Source organism: Rhizobium acaciae, assembly GCF_025941625.1.
Classification (GTDB): Bacteria; Pseudomonadota; Alphaproteobacteria; order Rhizobiales; family Rhizobiaceae; genus Rhizobium; species Rhizobium acaciae.
On sequence record NZ_JAPCZO010000029.1, the window covers coordinates 59,500 to 75,562 of the forward strand.

The 16,063-nt window shown below is 61.0% G+C and carries 15 protein-coding genes; 7 read left to right on the forward strand and 8 right to left on the reverse strand.

Going from position 1 to position 16,063, the window contains the following annotated elements; translation table 11 throughout:
* Positions 1 to 13 precede the first annotated feature (13 nt).
* Positions 14 to 436: a VOC family protein gene (locus OLZ32_RS33295; protein ID WP_003543982.1), complete on the forward strand. Its 423-nt coding sequence runs from the start codon at positions 14 to 16 to the stop codon at positions 434 to 436.
* Between the two features lie 134 nt (positions 437 to 570).
* On the forward strand, positions 571 to 1,179 hold the full coding sequence (gene leuD, locus OLZ32_RS33300) for a 3-isopropylmalate dehydratase small subunit (protein WP_003543984.1): 609 nt from the start codon (positions 571 to 573) through the stop codon (positions 1,177 to 1,179).
* A 58-nt stretch (positions 1,180 to 1,237) separates the two neighbouring features.
* Here the strand turns inward: leuD and OLZ32_RS33305 are convergent, their stop codons facing one another.
* Entirely contained in the window at positions 1,238 to 2,170 is a 933-nt protein-coding gene (locus OLZ32_RS33305; RefSeq protein WP_264424567.1) for a pyridoxal-phosphate dependent enzyme, read from the reverse strand.
* Between the two features lie 170 nt (positions 2,171 to 2,340).
* Here OLZ32_RS33305 and leuB point away from each other — a divergent pair, with 170 nt between their 5' ends.
* Positions 2,341 to 3,453, forward strand: a complete 1,113-nt coding sequence (leuB, locus tag OLZ32_RS33310; RefSeq protein ID WP_003543987.1) for a 3-isopropylmalate dehydrogenase — start codon at positions 2,341 to 2,343, stop codon at positions 3,451 to 3,453.
* 274 nt (positions 3,454 to 3,727) lie between these two features.
* Entirely contained in the window at positions 3,728 to 4,462 is a 735-nt protein-coding gene (gene lpxE / locus OLZ32_RS33315; protein WP_017989839.1) for a lipid A 1-phosphatase LpxE, read from the forward strand.
* A gap of 167 nt (positions 4,463 to 4,629) precedes the next feature.
* On the opposite strand, the gene OLZ32_RS33320 is transcribed toward lpxE, so the two are convergent.
* From OLZ32_RS33320 to OLZ32_RS33340, 5 genes are all read right to left on the reverse strand, one after another.
* Positions 4,630 to 6,516: an MFS transporter gene (locus OLZ32_RS33320; protein ID WP_264424569.1), complete on the reverse strand. Its 1,887-nt coding sequence runs from the start codon at positions 6,514 to 6,516 to the stop codon at positions 4,630 to 4,632.
* 249 nt (positions 6,517 to 6,765) lie between these two features.
* Entirely contained in the window at positions 6,766 to 8,082 is a 1,317-nt protein-coding gene (locus tag OLZ32_RS33325) for an ABC transporter permease (protein WP_264424570.1), read from the reverse strand.
* Positions 8,079 to 8,771, reverse strand: coding sequence for an ABC transporter ATP-binding protein (locus OLZ32_RS33330; RefSeq protein WP_264424573.1), 693 nt, complete (start codon positions 8,769 to 8,771; stop codon positions 8,079 to 8,081). Before OLZ32_RS33330 ends, OLZ32_RS33325 begins: the two co-directional genes overlap by 4 nt.
* A 6-nt stretch (positions 8,772 to 8,777) precedes the next feature.
* Positions 8,778 to 9,239 (reverse strand): hypothetical protein, encoded by a 462-nt coding sequence (locus tag OLZ32_RS33335; RefSeq protein ID WP_017989843.1) that lies wholly within the window; start codon positions 9,237 to 9,239, stop codon positions 8,778 to 8,780.
* Between the two features lie 91 nt (positions 9,240 to 9,330).
* Entirely contained in the window at positions 9,331 to 11,085 is a 1,755-nt protein-coding gene (locus OLZ32_RS33340) for an alkaline phosphatase (protein ID WP_017989844.1), read from the reverse strand.
* An 87-nt stretch (positions 11,086 to 11,172) separates the two neighbouring features.
* Between OLZ32_RS33340 and OLZ32_RS39285 the strand changes: the two genes are divergently transcribed.
* The 3 genes from OLZ32_RS39285 to OLZ32_RS33350 all read left to right on the forward strand — a co-directional run bounded on the left by OLZ32_RS39285 (position 11,173) and on the right by OLZ32_RS33350 (position 13,628).
* The gene (locus OLZ32_RS39285; RefSeq protein WP_319641147.1) at positions 11,173 to 11,385 is read left to right on the forward strand and encodes a hypothetical protein; all 213 of its coding nucleotides are present in this window, start codon (positions 11,173 to 11,175) and stop codon (positions 11,383 to 11,385) included.
* Positions 11,386 to 11,496: 111 nt separating this feature from the next.
* Positions 11,497 to 12,531, forward strand: a complete 1,035-nt coding sequence (locus OLZ32_RS33345; protein ID WP_264424576.1) for an aspartate-semialdehyde dehydrogenase — start codon at positions 11,497 to 11,499, stop codon at positions 12,529 to 12,531.
* Between the two features lie 275 nt (positions 12,532 to 12,806).
* Positions 12,807 to 13,628: a lytic murein transglycosylase gene (locus tag OLZ32_RS33350; protein WP_003543998.1), complete on the forward strand. Its 822-nt coding sequence runs from the start codon at positions 12,807 to 12,809 to the stop codon at positions 13,626 to 13,628.
* Between the two features lie 45 nt (positions 13,629 to 13,673).
* Here OLZ32_RS33350 and OLZ32_RS33355 read toward each other — a convergent pair whose 3' ends face one another.
* The gene (locus OLZ32_RS33355; protein ID WP_264424578.1) at positions 13,674 to 15,293 is read right to left on the reverse strand and encodes a GGDEF domain-containing protein; all 1,620 of its coding nucleotides are present in this window, start codon (positions 15,291 to 15,293) and stop codon (positions 13,674 to 13,676) included.
* Between the two features lie 96 nt (positions 15,294 to 15,389).
* On the reverse strand, positions 15,390 to 16,031 hold the full coding sequence (locus OLZ32_RS33360) for a carbonic anhydrase (RefSeq protein ID WP_264424580.1): 642 nt from the start codon (positions 16,029 to 16,031) through the stop codon (positions 15,390 to 15,392).
* Between the last annotated feature and the right edge of the window lie 32 nt (positions 16,032 to 16,063).

Sequence of the window (16,063 nt, forward strand, 5' to 3'; positions counted from 1 at the left end):
ATGGAGGACAAGCATGGATGCGACGACAGAGAGCAACCCGACCAAGATGCCACCGGTCAAGAACGGCCTGCTGCCCTATCTGACGGTTGGCGGCGCGGTGAAAGCTGCGGAATTCTACAAGAAGGCTTTCGGCGCCGAAGAGGCATATCTCGTGCCGGTCGACGAGAGCGGCAGAACGATGCATGTGCATCTCTACATCAACGGCAGCTCCCTGATGCTGTCGGACGCCTATCCCGAATACGGCCATCCCTTCAAAGGCCATGAAGGCTTTGCAATCCAGCTGGTGATCGATGATATCGATTTCTGGTGGGATCGCGCGGTTGCCGCCGGCGCGGAAGTCGTCATGCCGGTCGAACTGATGTTCTGGGGCGACCGCTATGGCCAGCTTCGTGATCCGTTCGGCGTCCTCTGGGGGTTGAACGCAGCGTCCAAATAAGGGACAGGCGCAATTGGGCGGACCGCGCGAAACGTCGCGTGGCCGCCATCTGTGAAAGATTCTCCTTCATTTCGGCGAAAAACTGGACTAGATGCAAATTCAGGAAGTAGATTTGCTGAAATGGAGCATGGGTCATGGATAAATTCGTGAAGCTCACGGGCGTTGCAGCGCCTCTGCCGGTTGTCAACGTCGACACCGACATGATCATTCCGAAGGATTATCTGAAGACGATCAAGCGCACCGGCCTCGGCACCGGCCTCTTCGCCGAAGCCCGTTACAACGAAGACGGCTCAGAAAACCCGGATTTCGTGCTGAACAAGCCGGCCTATCGCGATGCCAAGATCCTCGTTGCCGGCGACAATTTCGGCTGCGGCTCCTCGCGCGAGCACGCGCCCTGGGCGCTTCTGGATTTCGGCATCCGCTGCGTTATCTCGACCAGCTTCGCCGATATTTTCTACAACAACTGTTTCAAGAACGGCATCCTGCCGATCAAGGTCAGCCAGGAAGACCTCGACAAGCTGATGGACGACGCCTCGCGCGGCTCCAACGCCATCCTGACCGTCGACCTCGAAAATCTCGAGATCACCGGCCCCGACGGTGGTTTGATCAAGTTCGATCTCGACGAGTTCAAGCGTCACTGCCTGCTGAACGGCCTCGACGATATCGGCCTGACCCTGGAAAAGGGCAAGGCGATCGACAGCTTCGAAAAGAAGAACGCCGCTTCGCATCCCTGGGCAGCCTGAGCCCTTCCAATCGATTACCGATCAAGCCGGGCTCACGCCCGGCTTTTTTTGGTGTGGGTCAAAGAAACTTCTCTTTCCAGGCCCTGAGTTTTTCGAGCGACACGCCGATGCCGCCGCAGACTTCGATAAGCGGATTGTCGAAGCGCTGAAGCAGCCCGGCGTGCACATCGGCAACCGCAAGGGCCGCACCGCAAGCCGGCTCGACCAGAATGCGCTGCGCATCGGCAAATTTCAGGCAGGCGGCAACGGCATCGGCGTCGCTGACGAGAACACTTTCGATCGGATGCTGCTTCGGCAGGTCGAAGACATGCTGCGCCACCTGCCGCGCGCCGAGCGAATTGGCAATCGAGGTAATGGCGGGAAGGGTGATACGCTCATTCGCTTTGAGGCTGGCATGGAGCGAAGCCGCCCCTTCGGTTTCGACGGCGATAACAGGCACATCGGAAAGCCCGTTGCGCTTCAGCCCCTCGACGATGCCGGCAAGCAGCCCGCCGCCGCCGACGCTGGTGACGACGCAATCGAATTTTGCCCCTTTCGCCACCACCTCGTCGATCAGCGTGGCATGGCCATCCCACAGAAGCGGATGGTCGAAGGGGTGCACATAGGTTGCCTTGCGGCTCCAGGCGAGTTCGACCGCATGGGCATTGGCCTCATCGAAAACCGAACCATGAACGAGAACATTCGCGCCCGTTGCGGCAATCGTCTGCCGTACATCGGCCGCCGTCGTCTCCGGCACGACGATCGTGACCGGCACACCGAGCGCCCGGCCGGCATAAGCCGCGGCAATGCCGGCATTGCCGCCGGAAGCGCAGAAGATTTCGCGCGCGCCATTTTCCACCTCGTGCTGGCAAAGCCGGCCGACGCCGCGCAGCTTGAAGCTGCCGAAAGGCTGCAGCGCATCGAGCTTCAGCCAGAGCGGTTTGCCGCTGATGCTGTAGCCAGGTGCCGTCTGGACCAAGGGCGTGTCGAGATGGAGAGGCGCGAAAGGCATGGGAACCATCCAGGGAAGCAAAGGTCGGGGCTGCCGTTCTAATCCGTTTGCGGGTGCAGGAGCAACCATCGCGGCTCAGAGCGAAGCGTACCGATTCACCCCTTCTGTCGCTTGAAATGCCCATTTCCGGGGTCTAAGAAGCCGCAACTAGTTTTTCCCAGGAGGGTTTCATGACAGCGCGCAATCTTTTCTTGCTGCCGGGTGACGGCATCGGTCCCGAGGCCATGGGCGAGGTCCGCAAGATCATCGCCTATATGAACGAGGCGATGAATGCCGGTTTCGTCACCGACGAAGGCCTCGTCGGCGGCTGCGCCTATGATGCGCATGGCGCTGCCATCTCGGAAGCCGACATGCAGAAGGCACTTGCCGCCGATGCCGTTCTATTCGGCGCCGTCGGCGGCCCGAAATGGGATAGCGTACCTTACGAAGTGCGCCCGGAAGCCGGCCTGCTGCGCCTGCGCAAGGATCTGCAGCTCTTCGCAAACCTGCGCCCCGCCATCTGCTATCCGGCCCTTGCTGCGGCCTCGTCGCTGAAGCCGGAGTTGGTCGAAGGCCTCGATATCTTGATCATCCGCGAGCTGACGGGCGGCGTCTATTTCGGCGAGCCGAAGGAAATCATCGACCTCGGCAACGGCCAGAAGCGCGGCATCGACACGCAGGTTTACGATACCTACGAGATCGAGCGCATCGCCGGCGTCGCCTTCGAAATGGCCCGCACGCGGCAGAACCGCGTCTGCTCCATGGAAAAGCGCAACGTCATGAAGTCGGGCGTGCTCTGGAACCAGGTGGTGACCGAGACGCACAAGGCGAAATATTCCGACGTCCAGCTCGAACACATGCTGGCCGATGCCGGCGGCATGCAGCTGGTGCGCCAGCCCAAGCAGTTCGACGTCATCGTTACCGACAATCTCTTCGGCGACATGCTTTCCGACGTCGCCGCCATGCTGACCGGCTCGCTCGGCATGCTGCCGTCGGCCTCGCTCGGCGCGCCCGACGGCAAGACCGGCAAGCGCAAGGCGCTCTACGAGCCGGTGCACGGCTCGGCCCCTGACATCGCCGGCAAGGGCATCGCCAATCCGATCGCCATGATCGCCTCCTTCGCCATGTGCCTGCGTTACTCCTTCAATCTGGTGAAGGAAGCCGACGATCTGGAAAAGGCGATCGCCAACGTGCTCGACAAGGGTATCCGCACCGGTGACATCATGGCCGATGGCGCAAGGCAGGTCGGCACCGTCGAGATGGGCGATGCGATCCTCGCCGAGTTCAAGACGCTTTCCGCCTGATATTTCACGTGAAACAGTTCTGGCCCTTCGCATGCTGCATGCGGAGGGCTTTTTCTCAGGAGCGCGAGCAACATCGCTTGGTCGAATTATCCCAAACGGACTATTCTCGGCCACAATCTCGTGTATTTTTGCCCCGGATTTCAATGAGCGCGTAATCCCGAAGTCGGAAGCGATTTTCGACAAAGGATCATGCGTCAATTCAAAGTAATAGAGCGTCCTTACCGTGTCCTGTTGGACGCGCGGGGCTCTGGGACACATTCGAACGGACGACGAAATGCGGGCATTTTGGGCTTCCCTGGACAGGCGCTGGCGCCGGAGCGACGTCGGCATGCCGCCTTTGCGCTGGCAGGCCTGCCTCTTCGTCACGATCAATGCCGTGATTCTTTCCATGCTGCTCTTCGACGCGCCGATCGGTGCCGGCGAAGCTCCCGCGCCGGTGAAACACCTCGGCGAGTTGCTGACCGGTTTCGGCGATTCCGCCTGGCTGATCTACACCAGCATCCTGCTGTTCTTTCAGGGCAGGGCCGGTTACAAGCTTTTGAAGACGGCACGCTCCAAGGCGCAGGCGCTTTATGTCAGCTGGATCGGCGCCTATCTCTTCGCCACCGTCGTCTTCTCAGGACTTCTCGCCAATCTGCTGAAGCGTGCGATCGGCAGGGCGCGTCCCGATCATTTCCACGACTACGGCATGTTTTCCTTCGCGCCCTTTTCGGGCCATTCCGTTTTCGAAAGTTTCCCGTCCGGCCATGCCACCACGGTCGGCGCCTTCTTCGCCGCCTTCGCGCTGCTCTTTCCGCGCTATCGCGTCGCCTTTATCGCCTGCGCCATCTGGCTCGGCATGACGCGTGTCATGGTCGGCGCTCATTATCCGAGCGACGTCATCGCCGGCCTTGCCTTCGGCGCCTGGTTCTCGCTGCTGACGGCGATCGTCTTTGCCCGCTGCGGCTTGCTCTTCAAGCTGGCACCGGATGGTTGGCCGCTCGCCAAGCGCCTGTTCCGCACGGCATAATTCCTTAAATCGGAATCGATTTAAGGATAAAATTATGCAGCAATTCAAAATGTTACAGCGTCCTTTGCGCGCCCGAAAAGACGCGCGGCGCTGTAATATGGAAAAGCCCGGCGCCTTGTGAGCGCCGGGCCCTTTTTCTCAAGCGAGGATTGGCCTCAACCCACCACTCAATCCATGGCGTGGATATCCCTGTTCTTCGTTTCCGGCAGGAAGATCAGGCCGATCACCAGCGTGATCGTCGCAAAGACGATCGGATACCAGAGACCATAGTAGATATCGCCCGCGGCAGCGCTCATCGCGAAGGCCGTCGCCGGTAGCAGGCCGCCGAACCAGCCGTTACCGATGTGATAGGGCAGCGACATGCCGGTATAGCGGATGCGGGTCGGGAAGAGCTCGACCAGCAGAGCGGCGATCGGGCCGTAGACCATCGTCACATAGAGGACGAGGACGAACAGCACGGCGATCGTGCCGATCCAGTTGACGCGGGCCGGATCGGCGACCATGGCGAAAGTGCCGCCATTGGCGATGTTGTAGACCGCCATGTCCGTGACACCATTGGCCTCCTCCGCCGTCAACAGCTTGGTTTCGACCAGCTTCGCCGCCGGCACGGTTTCCTTCGCGCCGGCACGCACGGCATCGGCATTAAGCGACAATTCCGGATTGGCCGCGATGAAGGCATCGAGCTTGGCATCCGGCACCTTGACGGCGCCGCGCTTCAGCGGGTAGCCGGTCTCTTGGAGCGCGATGTTGACGTCCTTTTCGAAGGCGGCGGTCATGCCCTTGGCCTTGTCGCCGGCAGCGACGACGTCGAAGCTTGGGATCGTCGCGTTGCCGACCTTCACCGTTGCCGGCTGTCCGGCGGTGCCGGGCACGACGTCGTAAGGCACCGAGTTCCTGGTCAGGAATGCCGTCGCCACGTCGCAAGAGCTGGTGAACTTCGCCGTGCCGGTCGGGTTGAACTGGAACTTGCAATCCGCCGGATCAGCTGTCACCGTTGCCCGAATCGAAGCCTGCGCTTCGGCAAGCGCCGGGTTCGCCGTCCAGGTCATCGCCTTGAAAAGCGGATGATAGGTCACTGCCGCAATGAGAAGGCCTGCCATGATGATCGGCTTGCGGCCGATCTTATCGGAGAGGCCGCCGAAGATGACGAAGAACGGCGTGCCGAGGAGAAGTGCGATGGCGACCATGACATTGGCCGAGAACAGGTCCACCTTCAGCACGTTCTGCAGGAAGAACAGTGCATAGAACTGGCCGCCGTACCAGACGACCGCCTGGCCCATGGTGGCGCCCAGCAACGCGATGATCGCGATCTTGGCATTTTTCCATGTTCCGAAGGCTTCGGTCAGCGGCGCCTTGGAGCCCTTGCCTTCCGCCTTCATGCGCTGGAACGCCGGCGATTCGTTCATCTTCAGGCGGATCCAGACGGAAACGCCGAGCAGGACGACCGAGACCAGGAACGGAATGCGCCAGCCCCAGGCGGCGAACTCAGCCGCACCCATCAGATATTGAACAAAGACGATGACGATCAGCGACAGGAACAGGCCGAGCGTCGCCGTCGTCTGGATCCATGAGGTGAAGTAGCCGCGGCGCCCGTTCGGCGCATGTTCGGCGACATAGGTTGCCGCACCGCCATATTCACCGCCCAGCGCCAGACCCTGGAGCAGGCGTAGCCCGATCAGGATAATCGGGGCTGCGATACCGATGGTGGCGGCACCCGGCAGGATGCCGACGAGGAAGGTCGACAGACCCATGATCATGATCGTCATCAGGAAGGTGTACTTACGACCGACGAGGTCGCCGAGACGGCCGAACACCAGCGCGCCGAAGGGGCGGACCAGGAAGCCGGCGGCAAAGGCGAGCAGCGTGAAGATGTTACGCGTTGCCTCGGGATATTGGGTGAAATAGGTCGCGCCTATATAGGTGGCGAGCGAACCATAGAGATAGAAATCGTACCATTCGAAAACGGTGCCAAGCGAAGAGGCGAAGATGACCTTCTTCTCCTCGCCGGTCATCGGAGCGGCCTTCGCGCCGTCGATGCTTGCGACATTTGCCATTGTCTGTCCTCCACAGAGTGATGATCAACGCGTGCGGCCTACTTCTCCTCAAAGCATATCCCTGGCCGCGACACGCCTGACGCGAGTGTGCCAGAAACGACAGATCAAAAAGAGAGAGGCTTTCGGATTATGACTTTAGTCTAATGGCGCCACACTTTTGTCATGCACATCAAGCTCTCCGCCGCCCGTGGCGATAGAGCAGCCGGAGGTTTGGAAGGAAGTTTCACAGCGGTTTGTGATGTGGATCCGTTATGCCCTTAGCGCCTGCGCCGGCGATTGCCGGTAGGCGAGCACTGCCGGCAGCGCGGCAAGAATTGTGGCAAAGGCAAGCAGCACCGCTGCAAGCGCGGCATCTTCACGGGCGAAACCGACCGGCATGGTGATCCCGCTCGTCTGCGAGAACATGCCGGACAAAGTGAGGGCCGCGACATAACCGAGCGCGAATCCGAGTGCGATGCCGACCGCCACCAGGAAAAAGAATTCCAGCCAGACGATGCCGAAAATCGCACCGCGCGGGGCGCCAAAGGCCCTGAGTGCGCCGATCTGACGGCGGCGCTGGCCGATATGGATGACCGTGACCAGCACCAGCGAGGCTGCGACGAGAGCTTGCGCGCCGGAGGCGACCGCAACGAGGATCTGTTTGGCGTCGCCGAGCGTGGCGTAGAGATTGGTCAGCACCTCGCCCGGAAAGACAGCGACGGTATTGCCGCTGCGATAATCCTGGCGCAGCTTGTAGGCATCGGCGATCGTCTTCGGCTTGACCAGAATGGCGGGAAGGCCGGGAGCGCCCGCAGTCCAGCTCTCATCAAGCGCGGCATCCGGATCGGCTTCCCCGTGATGCTCATGCCCATCGTGATCAGCGCCGGCTTTCTCATGCGCATGACCATGTTCAGCGCTATCCGTACCCGACGCCGCTTCATGATCGTGCTCGGCTTTGGCACCATCCTCCAAATGCTCTTCCGCCTCCATGCCATGGATGTGCCAGACGGCCTGGATCGGAACGAGGATCGCCCGGTCCCAGGCGGTGCCGGTCGGCCGCAAACGGCCGGCGATATGATAGACGAGTTCGGTATGGGTCTCGCCGCCCTCTTCCAGCGACCCGTGCATCGGCTTGATCTCACCGCCGAGCGACAGCTTGACAGCCGCGCCGATCACGGCTTCGCCCTCGCGCGCAAAAATCTTGCCTTCGGCTAAACCGCCGGACAGGTTCTGCGCCAGAATGGTCGTCGTGCCGATGATCGGATAGCCGGAGAAGGAATCACCGAAGCCGATCGGGGCTGCCCAATCGACCCGCGGATCGGCGGCAAGCTTGCCCTGCACTTTGCCCGGCATCAGCGGCAAAGGCGAGGGCTGCAGGAAGACGGAGGACAGCACGAGCTGCGTCTCGCTGCCGCCGGCGCCGATGACAAGATCGAACTTGTCGGCAGCGCGTGCGCTGCCGAGACGAAGCGCCCGCTCCTGCAGGACGACAGAAACGCCAAGCGCGGTCGCAAGCGCTACCAGCAGCACGACCACCAGCGATCCCGCCCAGAGGCGACGAAGATCGGAAAGGATGAAGCGGATCATGCAGCTTCTCCCGCCGTTGCCGCGGAATCTTCGCTGATCCGGCCGGAACCGAAGGTGATGCGCCGATCGAGGCGGCCGGCCAAGCGCTGGTCGTGCGAAACGACGATCAGCGTGCTGCCTTCGGCAATGGCCAGATCGAGGATGAGATCGCCGACCGCCTCGCCGCTTTCGGCATCGAGGCTTGCGGTCGGCTCGTCGGCGATGATGACGCCGGGCTTACGCAGCAGCGCCCGGCCGATCGCCACACGCTGCATCTCGCCGCGCGACATGGTTTCGATCTTCTGGCCGGGGCGGGAAAGATTGACCGTGTTCAAAAGTGCATGCGCCCGCTCGATGACATCAGCCGTGGCGGCGCCGGCAAGCCGCGCCGGCAGCAATACGTTCTCCAGCGCCGACAGGCCGGGGAAGAGATGAAACTCCTGCATGACCAGGCCGATATTAGCGGCACGAAACCGATCCCGCCGGCTTTCTGAAAAACCCGCGATATCCTCGCCGTTCCAGCGGATGCGGCCTTGCCGTGTCCGCTCCAGCCCGGCAACGATATTGACGAAGGTGCTCTTGCCGGAGCCGGACGCGCCTGTAATGGCGACCCTGTTGCCGGCATCGATCGACAGGCGGCCGATCGCCAGTGCCGGCGAAGACAGGCCGGGGAAGGCAACGGTCAGGTTTTCGATATCGAGAGCAAGCATATCGGTTCAGACGGCGGAATATTCGGCCTGGCGGATCCGCAGCAGGCTGACAAAGCCTGTGTCCGGATCCGTCCACGAACCGTATTCAAGCGTACCGCGAACTTCGATCGTCTGGCGCGGCTGTACGAAGGTCTGCTTCTCGCCGAGATAGACGACGACGATATTGTCCGGCCAGTCCGCATCCGAGGAGCAGAAGGGGCAGAGCGACATCGGCACCTCGGTGAGCACGAAGAACTGGGCCTCGGCCTTCAATGGCGGCGCCATGAAACCTTTCATGCTGATCCCTTTGCCGGCAAGGCGCTTCACCTTGTCGGAGAATTCGAGGCCGAGCACGCCAAACTTGCCGTAGAGCTCACCGAAGGCAAGCGAAGACTCGGCAGCACGAACGAGGGAAGCGGTGAAGGGAAGCACCATGGCGGCGCCGATCAGCCGACGGCGGCTGAGATGCAACGAAGAAACTGTTTCCATGGTGACCTCCAAGAAGCAAATCCCGGCCGCTGAACGGCCGGGACCATGATCGATGAAAGAGGCAAGGTCGCCGGCAAGCGGCCTTGCCGGATCAGTTGGTTTGCTTGGCGCCGAGAGCGAAGGTATCCGCGAGCACGCGATAGACGTCGCTCTGTTCCAAGTAGCCGTGGAAGCTTTCAGCCCCCGGACCAGCCGACTGCAGAACCACGTCGTCGACCGCATGGACGCCGCTCTCGCTGCTCTTGGGAAGGTTGCCCTGAACGAAGACTGCGCCTGGAACATCCTTATACTGCTCGTTGGCAACGTATTCCTTCTTCTCGTTCTGGACGGCCGGAACAAAGGGGCCGTCGAGCTTCGGACGAAAGGTCTCGTAGTGGTCAGGGCCGTTATTGGCACTGAGAAACAGGCGGCGGCTGACGTCGATCTTATCGGGATAACCGTCGCCGTTTTCGTCCTTGTAGTTCGGGAAGCCGGCTTCGGCATAGGTGCCGACCTTTTCACGCATTTCCGTGCCTGGCTTCTCGTCATCGACGGTGCCGATGATCGATACGCCATGCGTGTGGTCGCCGGTGACGACGATCAGCGTATCCGGATGCGCCTTCTGGAAGTCGCGGGCGACGCCGATCGTCTGGTCGAATTCGATGGTGTCGACGACGGCGCGATCCCAATCGAGCGGATGCGACATCTTGTCGATCGAGGAGCCTTCGACCATCAGGAAGAAACCATCAGGATTCTTCGAGAGGCGGTCGAGCGCAACCTTGGTCATGGCGACGAGACCCGGCTGGTTCGGGAACTTGTCGACCGTGCCCTTCTGCAGGAACTCGCGGTCAAGCGTGACGTCCATATTGCCGGTGTGGAACAGGCCAAGGAGATTGCCTTCAGCCGATGCATTGGCTGCGAGTTCGTTCTTGTCGGTCGCTAGCTTGTAGCCGGCATCCTGGAAAAGCTTGATGTAATCTTGATTGTCCTTGCGCTTGGAACCGGGAACTTCTTTGCCGAGGAAATAGGCCGAGCCGCCGCCAAGCAGGACTTCCGGCTTGACGTCCAGCAGCATGCCGACGACTTCGGCCTTGTCGCCGCGGTTGCGGGTATGGGCCACGACGGCAGCCGGCGTAGCGTCTTCGACTTCGGACGTCGCAACGATGCCGATAGACTTTTTCGTTGTGCGGCGAACGGCTTCGCCGAAAGTTTCGACGCGCGGATCATCGAGCGAGGACGGCGTACGGTCCGCGTAAACGCCGATCGCGTTGACGGCCGTCTTGTGGCCGGTCATGAAGGCCGACATCGTGTTGGCCGAGTCCGTGGCAACGGCATTTGTCGCCGACGTGCCGATAAAAGCCATACGCTCGAGGTCGTCCATATTCAGGCGGCCATTCGCCTTACCCTCAGTCATGCCCTTGGACATGACGCGGGCAGCGGTGCGATGCGCTACGGAAAGCCCGTCGCCGAGCAGGAAGATGATGTTCTTCGCCTTCGGCTGGGCCGCGGTTTCGTAAACGCTCCAGGTGACGGACTTCGTTTCGTCGCCAGCCGCGACTTCGACCTTGTAGTCGCCGGGAGCTGAAATCTTCAGGCCGCGCAGCAGGAGAGCGGAGCCCAGAGCCTTGTCATCCTTGCCTTTTTCCAGCTCGATAAACTGCGCCTCACCGCCGAGGACGGCCTTGTAATCCTGACCGTTGACCGTGATCTTCACGTCTTCGGGCTTGACCTGCTTGTTGAGCTCGACCTTGAAATCAAACGGTGAACCGGCAAGGATCGTCGCGCGATCAAGCGGATAGACCGTCGTCGCCTGAGCGGCGCCCGCAAGGATGGTGGTGGCCGCAAAGGCGGCGAGAAGCGTACGCATGGAAAACCCCCGTTGTCGTTACAGACATTGACATCCGCGCCGGGATACCTCCCGAGGATGACAGCGGCATGACAAAACGTCGCAGCATTGCCGCCGCCCCTGTCGCCTGCCGGCTCCGAGCGCAAAAACCTTGACTCCTGTGGAAAACCTTCTAAGAGCAACAGCGAAAAAGGAATCTCCATGGTTCGCGACGAACACGCCATTGCTGAGCGCAGTGACCGGGCACGGGTTGCCGGGGTGGACATTGCCGTTCCGGTTTCTTCCAAAACCAAGGCCAAAACGACGACGAAAACCGTCTGACGTCTCTGGCCTGCCGCTCTCTCCCCGGCTCGGCTGGGGACAGGAAGACGCGATTGATCGCGCCTTTCCCCTCACCGGACAAGAGGAGAGAAGAGAAAGAGAGCTTGAGAAATGGGTTTCAAAGTAGCAGTTGCGGGAGCGACCGGAAATGTCGGCCGGGAGATGCTCAACATCCTCTCCGAGCGAGGCTTCCCCGCCGACGAGGTCGTGGCACTCGCCTCCTCGCGTTCGCAGGGCACCGAGGTTTCCTACGGTGATCGGACGCTGAAGGTCTCCAATCTGGAGAATTACGATTTCTCCGATACCGACATCTGCCTGATGTCGGCCGGCGGCGAGGTCTCCAAGAAGTACTCGCCGAAGATCGGCCAGCAGGGCTGCATCGTCATCGACAATTCCTCGGCCTGGCGCTACGACACCGACGTGCCGCTGATCGTGCCGGAAGTGAACCCGGATGCCATCAGCCAGTTCACCAAGCGAAACATCATCGCCAATCCGAATTGCTCGACCGCCCAGCTAGTGGTGGCGTTGAAGCCGCTGCATGACTTCGCCAAGATCAAGCGTGTCGTCATCTCGACCTACCAGTCGGTCTCCGGCGCCGGCAAGGACGGCATGGACGAGCTCTTCAACCAGACACGCGCCGTCTTCGTCGCCGATCCGATCGAGAACAAGAAGTTCACCAAGCGTATTGCCTTCAATGTCATCCCGCACATCGACGTCTTCATGGAGGACGGCTACACCAAGGAAGAATGGAAGGTGCTGGCCGAGACGAAGAAGATGCTCGACCCGAAGATCAAGGTGACCTGCACCGCGGTGCGCGTGCCGGTTTTCATCGGTCATTCGGAATCGGTCAACATCGAATTCGAAAACGAGATCACCGCCGACCAGGCACGCGACATCCTGCGCGATGCACCGGGCTGCCTCGTCATCGACAAGCGCGAGGATGGCGGCTACATCACGCCTTATGAGTCCGCCGGCGAGGACGCGACCTACATCTCGCGCATCCGCGAGGATGCGACGGTCGAAAACGGCCTCAACATTTGGGTGGTTTCCGACAACCTGCGCAAGGGTGCTGCGTTGAACGCCATCCAGATCGCCGAGCTGCTCGTCAATCGCGGTCTCGTCAAGCCGCGCAAGCAGGCCGCCTGATACGATTTGTAAACCATAATATGCTAAAGCCCTGCTGATGATGAAGCAGGGCTTTTTGCCGAGCCGTAGGCGCCCCTATCCATAAGCGCTTACTAAAAGATGAACGTGACAAGATCGCCTTCGGCTGGCATTCTGCCCGGCGTCAGGCCAAGTTATGCCGTCCAAAACCGTGCAGCGGTTCGGGACAGCGACATGAACAGAACGAAGACTTTCAGCGCGTCGCATGGCCCCGATCGGCTGCGGCGCGCTTCAGTAGATCGGAAGCGGGGTTTCTCATGCGCATGACAACATTCTTTCTGGCGGCGTTTACGGCGGCGGGCGTCCTCCACGCGCTGCCGGCAGCGGCCCAGGGCGCTCAATGCGGCAATAATAGCAGCGGTTTCGGTGCATGGGTCGCCGACTTCAAGCAGGAAGCAGCAGCTAACGGCGTCAGCCGCTCGGTCCTCGACCGCGCCTTCGCCAACGTCAATTACAACCGGCCGACGATCGCCGCAGACCGCGGCCAGAAGAGCTTTAAGCTCTCCTTCGACGCTTTCATGCAGAAGCGCGGCGGTGCCACCATCATCTCCCGCGGCCGCAGCATGAAGGCCGCCAACCAGGCGCTTTTTGCCTCGATCGAGCGCCGTTTCGGCGTTCCGGCCGGTCCGCTGATCGCGATCTGGGGCATGGAGACCGGTTTTGGCAGCTATATGGGCAATCAGCATACGCTGTCGGCTGTTTCGACCCTTGCCTATGACTGCCGTCGTTCGCAATATTTTACCGATCAACTCTATGCAGCACTCCAGCTCGTCTCCGAGGGTTATCTGAGCCCACAGGCCAAGGGTGCCGCCCATGGTGAAATCGGCCAGACGCAGTTTCTGCCGCGCAATGTCGTGCGCTTCGGCGCCGATGGCGATGGCGACGGCCGCGTCGACATGGTCCGTTCCCGCGCCGATGCACTGGCCTCGACCGCGAATTTCCTCAAGGGCCACGGCTGGCGCGCCGGCGCCGGCTATCAGCCGGGAGAGCCGAATTTCGTCGCCATCCAGGGCTGGAACGCCGCCAGCGTCTACCAGCAGGCGATCGCCTATATCGGTCAGCAGATCGACGGCAAATAAGCCCGATTGAATATGCCAAAACGCCGCTGCGATATGCGGCGTTTTTCATATACGGGAATCAAAGCCGCCGCCGGAAGCCGCCTTGCGTCGCTCCTCCTGCACCGGGGCCGGGATGATTGGTCCCGAGATGACGCAATTGCGACCGGAGGCCTTGGCGGCGTAAAGCGCCAGGTCGGCGCGTTTGACCAGATCCTCGAAGTTCCGGTTTGTGGCTTCACTTGCTCGTCCGGCGCATCCGAAGCTCGCCGTCACCTTGAGAACATCGCCGCTCGGCAGGGGGATTTCCGCCGCCTCGATCGCCAGCCGCACACGCTCGGCAACGATCGCAGCATCGTCAGGTGTCGAATCCGGCAGAAGCGCCAGGAACTCCTCGCCGCCGTGGCGCACCAGCAGATCGAAGGAACGGAAATTCTGGCGCGCGAGGCCGGCGACCTGCCGGAGCACGGTATCGCCGGCGTCATGCCCGTGAACGTCGTTGATCTTCTTGAAATGATCGAGGTCGAACAGCACGACGGAAATCCAGCGTGATCCGTGCTCGGCCTGTGTGAGAAGTGCGGATGCGGCGACCTCGAAGCCGCGCCTGTTGTAAAGGCCGGTCAGAAGATCGGTCTGGGCGGCGCTGCGCAATTCGCCCACCAGCGTCTCGCGATCCTGGGTCAACCGGTCGATCAGGCGCAGGCCCTTTGCCGCCAGCAGCAGCACCAACGTGGCGAGTATCAGCAGGCCGGCACACAGCGCCAGAATCCGTGTCAGGTGTATGTGCGAGCGCGTCGAAAGGCTTTCGCCGGTCTCGTGAATATCCTTTGCGGCCTCGATCATCTTCTGCTGCAGGAAGGTCATGCGCTCGCTCTGCGCGGCGACCCAGACGTCATGCACGGCGCCTGTCGGCCGCGAGCCGGCGAGAATGGCATCGGTGATCGCGTTCGCCTTTACCTGGCTGCTGCGGCCGAGATAAGCAACGATGTGGCGCACGACCGGCGCGGAGGAATGGAAAACCATGTGATCCATGCCCTCGCCGAGCATGACCTTGCCCTGTACGAAGAGCTCCACCGGCAATCTGGCGGAAGCCCCTTGGTTGAGATAACGGGTGCCGATCCCGGTAATCAGCCTTTCGCCGTAATAGGTCAGCAGGATGCCCATCAGCTGGTTGGATTTCTCAAGCAGCACCGGATCGCTGATCAGCGGTGAAAGCGCATCGACGACGGCAAGCTGCCTGAGAGCCGCATACCAGTAAATGGAACCGGGATCGCTGCCGGTATAACGCCCCTGGTCGACCGCGCTGCGCGCGGCGACGATGCGGCTGTAGGCAAGGCTGAGAATCGATAATTCGCCGACGAGCCCCTCGTCAAGCGCATCGCGGGAGGGCAGGCTGGAATAAAAAGCGCGGCGTTCGCGATCGAGCGTCACCCGGCTTTGCTGTAGGTCGACGGCAGTCCTGCTGCTCGGATGTGCGAGGTAGCGGCGGGTGGCGCCAATTTCACTCAGGATCTCTGTGGCGGCGATTGACCCGCCACGGGCAAGCACATCAGCGAACTGCCGGTCCTTTTCGAGGTTCCAGTATTGATTGACCGAAGAACGTATGACGACGACGCCTTCAATGAGCATGAAGACGAAGGGCAGCATGATGGCGGCCAGGATAACCCTTTTGATGGTTTCGAACTTCATCGCCAATCGCCACGGTGATCAAAACGTCGGTCGTGCGCGACCAATTGACGGCGAGCTTAACAACAATCCTTAAAAAACTGATAAACTGGCATGTCCCTAGATTTCGGGACGAATGAAGTCGCGTGTCTCGGCGTCCATGACCCAGAGTTCACCGGTCGAAATATCGAACCAGGCGCCGTGGAGATGAATCATTCCCGCCTCCTCGAGCGCCTTGATGTCGGGAAAGCTTCTGAGATTGTTGATCGAATTGCGGATGGAGACACGCTCCAGCGCCGTCTGCCGCTCGGCGGCCGTCATCACGTCGTTGCTCTGGATCTGCTCGGCGGCGGGTTTGACCAGCGACATCCAGCGGCCGATGAAGTCGCCGGGCGACAGTGGCTCGGCATTCGGGTCGAGTGCTGATCGGATGCCGCCGCAGCGGCCATGGCCCATCACGACGATATCCGAGACCTTCAGCACCTGCACGGCAAATTCGAGTGCAGCCGAGGTCGAATGAAAATGGCCGTCCGGCTCGTAGGGCGGCACCATGTTGGCGACATTGCGGATGACGAAGAGCTCGCCTGGGCCGGCATCGAAGATCAACTCCGGCGCCGCACGCGAATCCGAACAGGCAATGACAAGCGTGTGGGGATTCTGACCGTTTTCGGCCAGCTGCCGATACCTGTCGCGGGCGTCGGCATAACGCCCGTTCATAAAGTTGCGATAGCCGTCCAGAAGGGGGTTTGGAAAACGCTGCATGCTTCTGGATTAGCGCGCGCCGAAGACAAGAT

Excerpts from the sequence above, each read along its gene's own strand:
- OLZ32_RS33305 (WP_264424567.1), bottom strand. The coding sequence starts at position 2,170 with ATGCCTTTCGCGCCTCTCCATCTCGACACGCCCTTGGTCCAGACGGCA.
- leuD (WP_003543984.1), top strand. The coding sequence starts at position 571 with ATGGATAAATTCGTGAAGCTCACGGGCGTTGCAGCGCCTCTGCCGGTT.
- OLZ32_RS33335 (WP_017989843.1), bottom strand. The coding sequence starts at position 9,239 with ATGGAAACAGTTTCTTCGTTGCATCTCAGCCGCCGTCGGCTGATCGGC.
- OLZ32_RS33330 (WP_264424573.1), bottom strand. The coding sequence starts at position 8,771 with ATGCTTGCTCTCGATATCGAAAACCTGACCGTTGCCTTCCCCGGCCTG.
- OLZ32_RS33325 (WP_264424570.1), bottom strand. The coding sequence starts at position 8,082 with ATGATCCGCTTCATCCTTTCCGATCTTCGTCGCCTCTGGGCGGGATCG.
- OLZ32_RS33345 (WP_264424576.1), top strand. The coding sequence starts at position 11,497 with ATGGGTTTCAAAGTAGCAGTTGCGGGAGCGACCGGAAATGTCGGCCGG.
- OLZ32_RS33360 (WP_264424580.1), bottom strand. The coding sequence starts at position 16,031 with ATGCAGCGTTTTCCAAACCCCCTTCTGGACGGCTATCGCAACTTTATG.
- OLZ32_RS33350 (WP_003543998.1), top strand. The coding sequence starts at position 12,807 with ATGCGCATGACAACATTCTTTCTGGCGGCGTTTACGGCGGCGGGCGTC.
- leuB (WP_003543987.1), top strand. The coding sequence starts at position 2,341 with ATGACAGCGCGCAATCTTTTCTTGCTGCCGGGTGACGGCATCGGTCCC.
- OLZ32_RS33355 (WP_264424578.1), bottom strand. The coding sequence starts at position 15,293 with ATGAAGTTCGAAACCATCAAAAGGGTTATCCTGGCCGCCATCATGCTG.
- OLZ32_RS33320 (WP_264424569.1), bottom strand. The coding sequence starts at position 6,516 with ATGGCAAATGTCGCAAGCATCGACGGCGCGAAGGCCGCTCCGATGACC.
- OLZ32_RS33340 (WP_017989844.1), bottom strand. The coding sequence starts at position 11,085 with ATGCGTACGCTTCTCGCCGCCTTTGCGGCCACCACCATCCTTGCGGGC.
- OLZ32_RS33295 (WP_003543982.1), top strand. The coding sequence starts at position 14 with ATGGATGCGACGACAGAGAGCAACCCGACCAAGATGCCACCGGTCAAG.
- lpxE (WP_017989839.1), top strand. The coding sequence starts at position 3,728 with ATGCGGGCATTTTGGGCTTCCCTGGACAGGCGCTGGCGCCGGAGCGAC.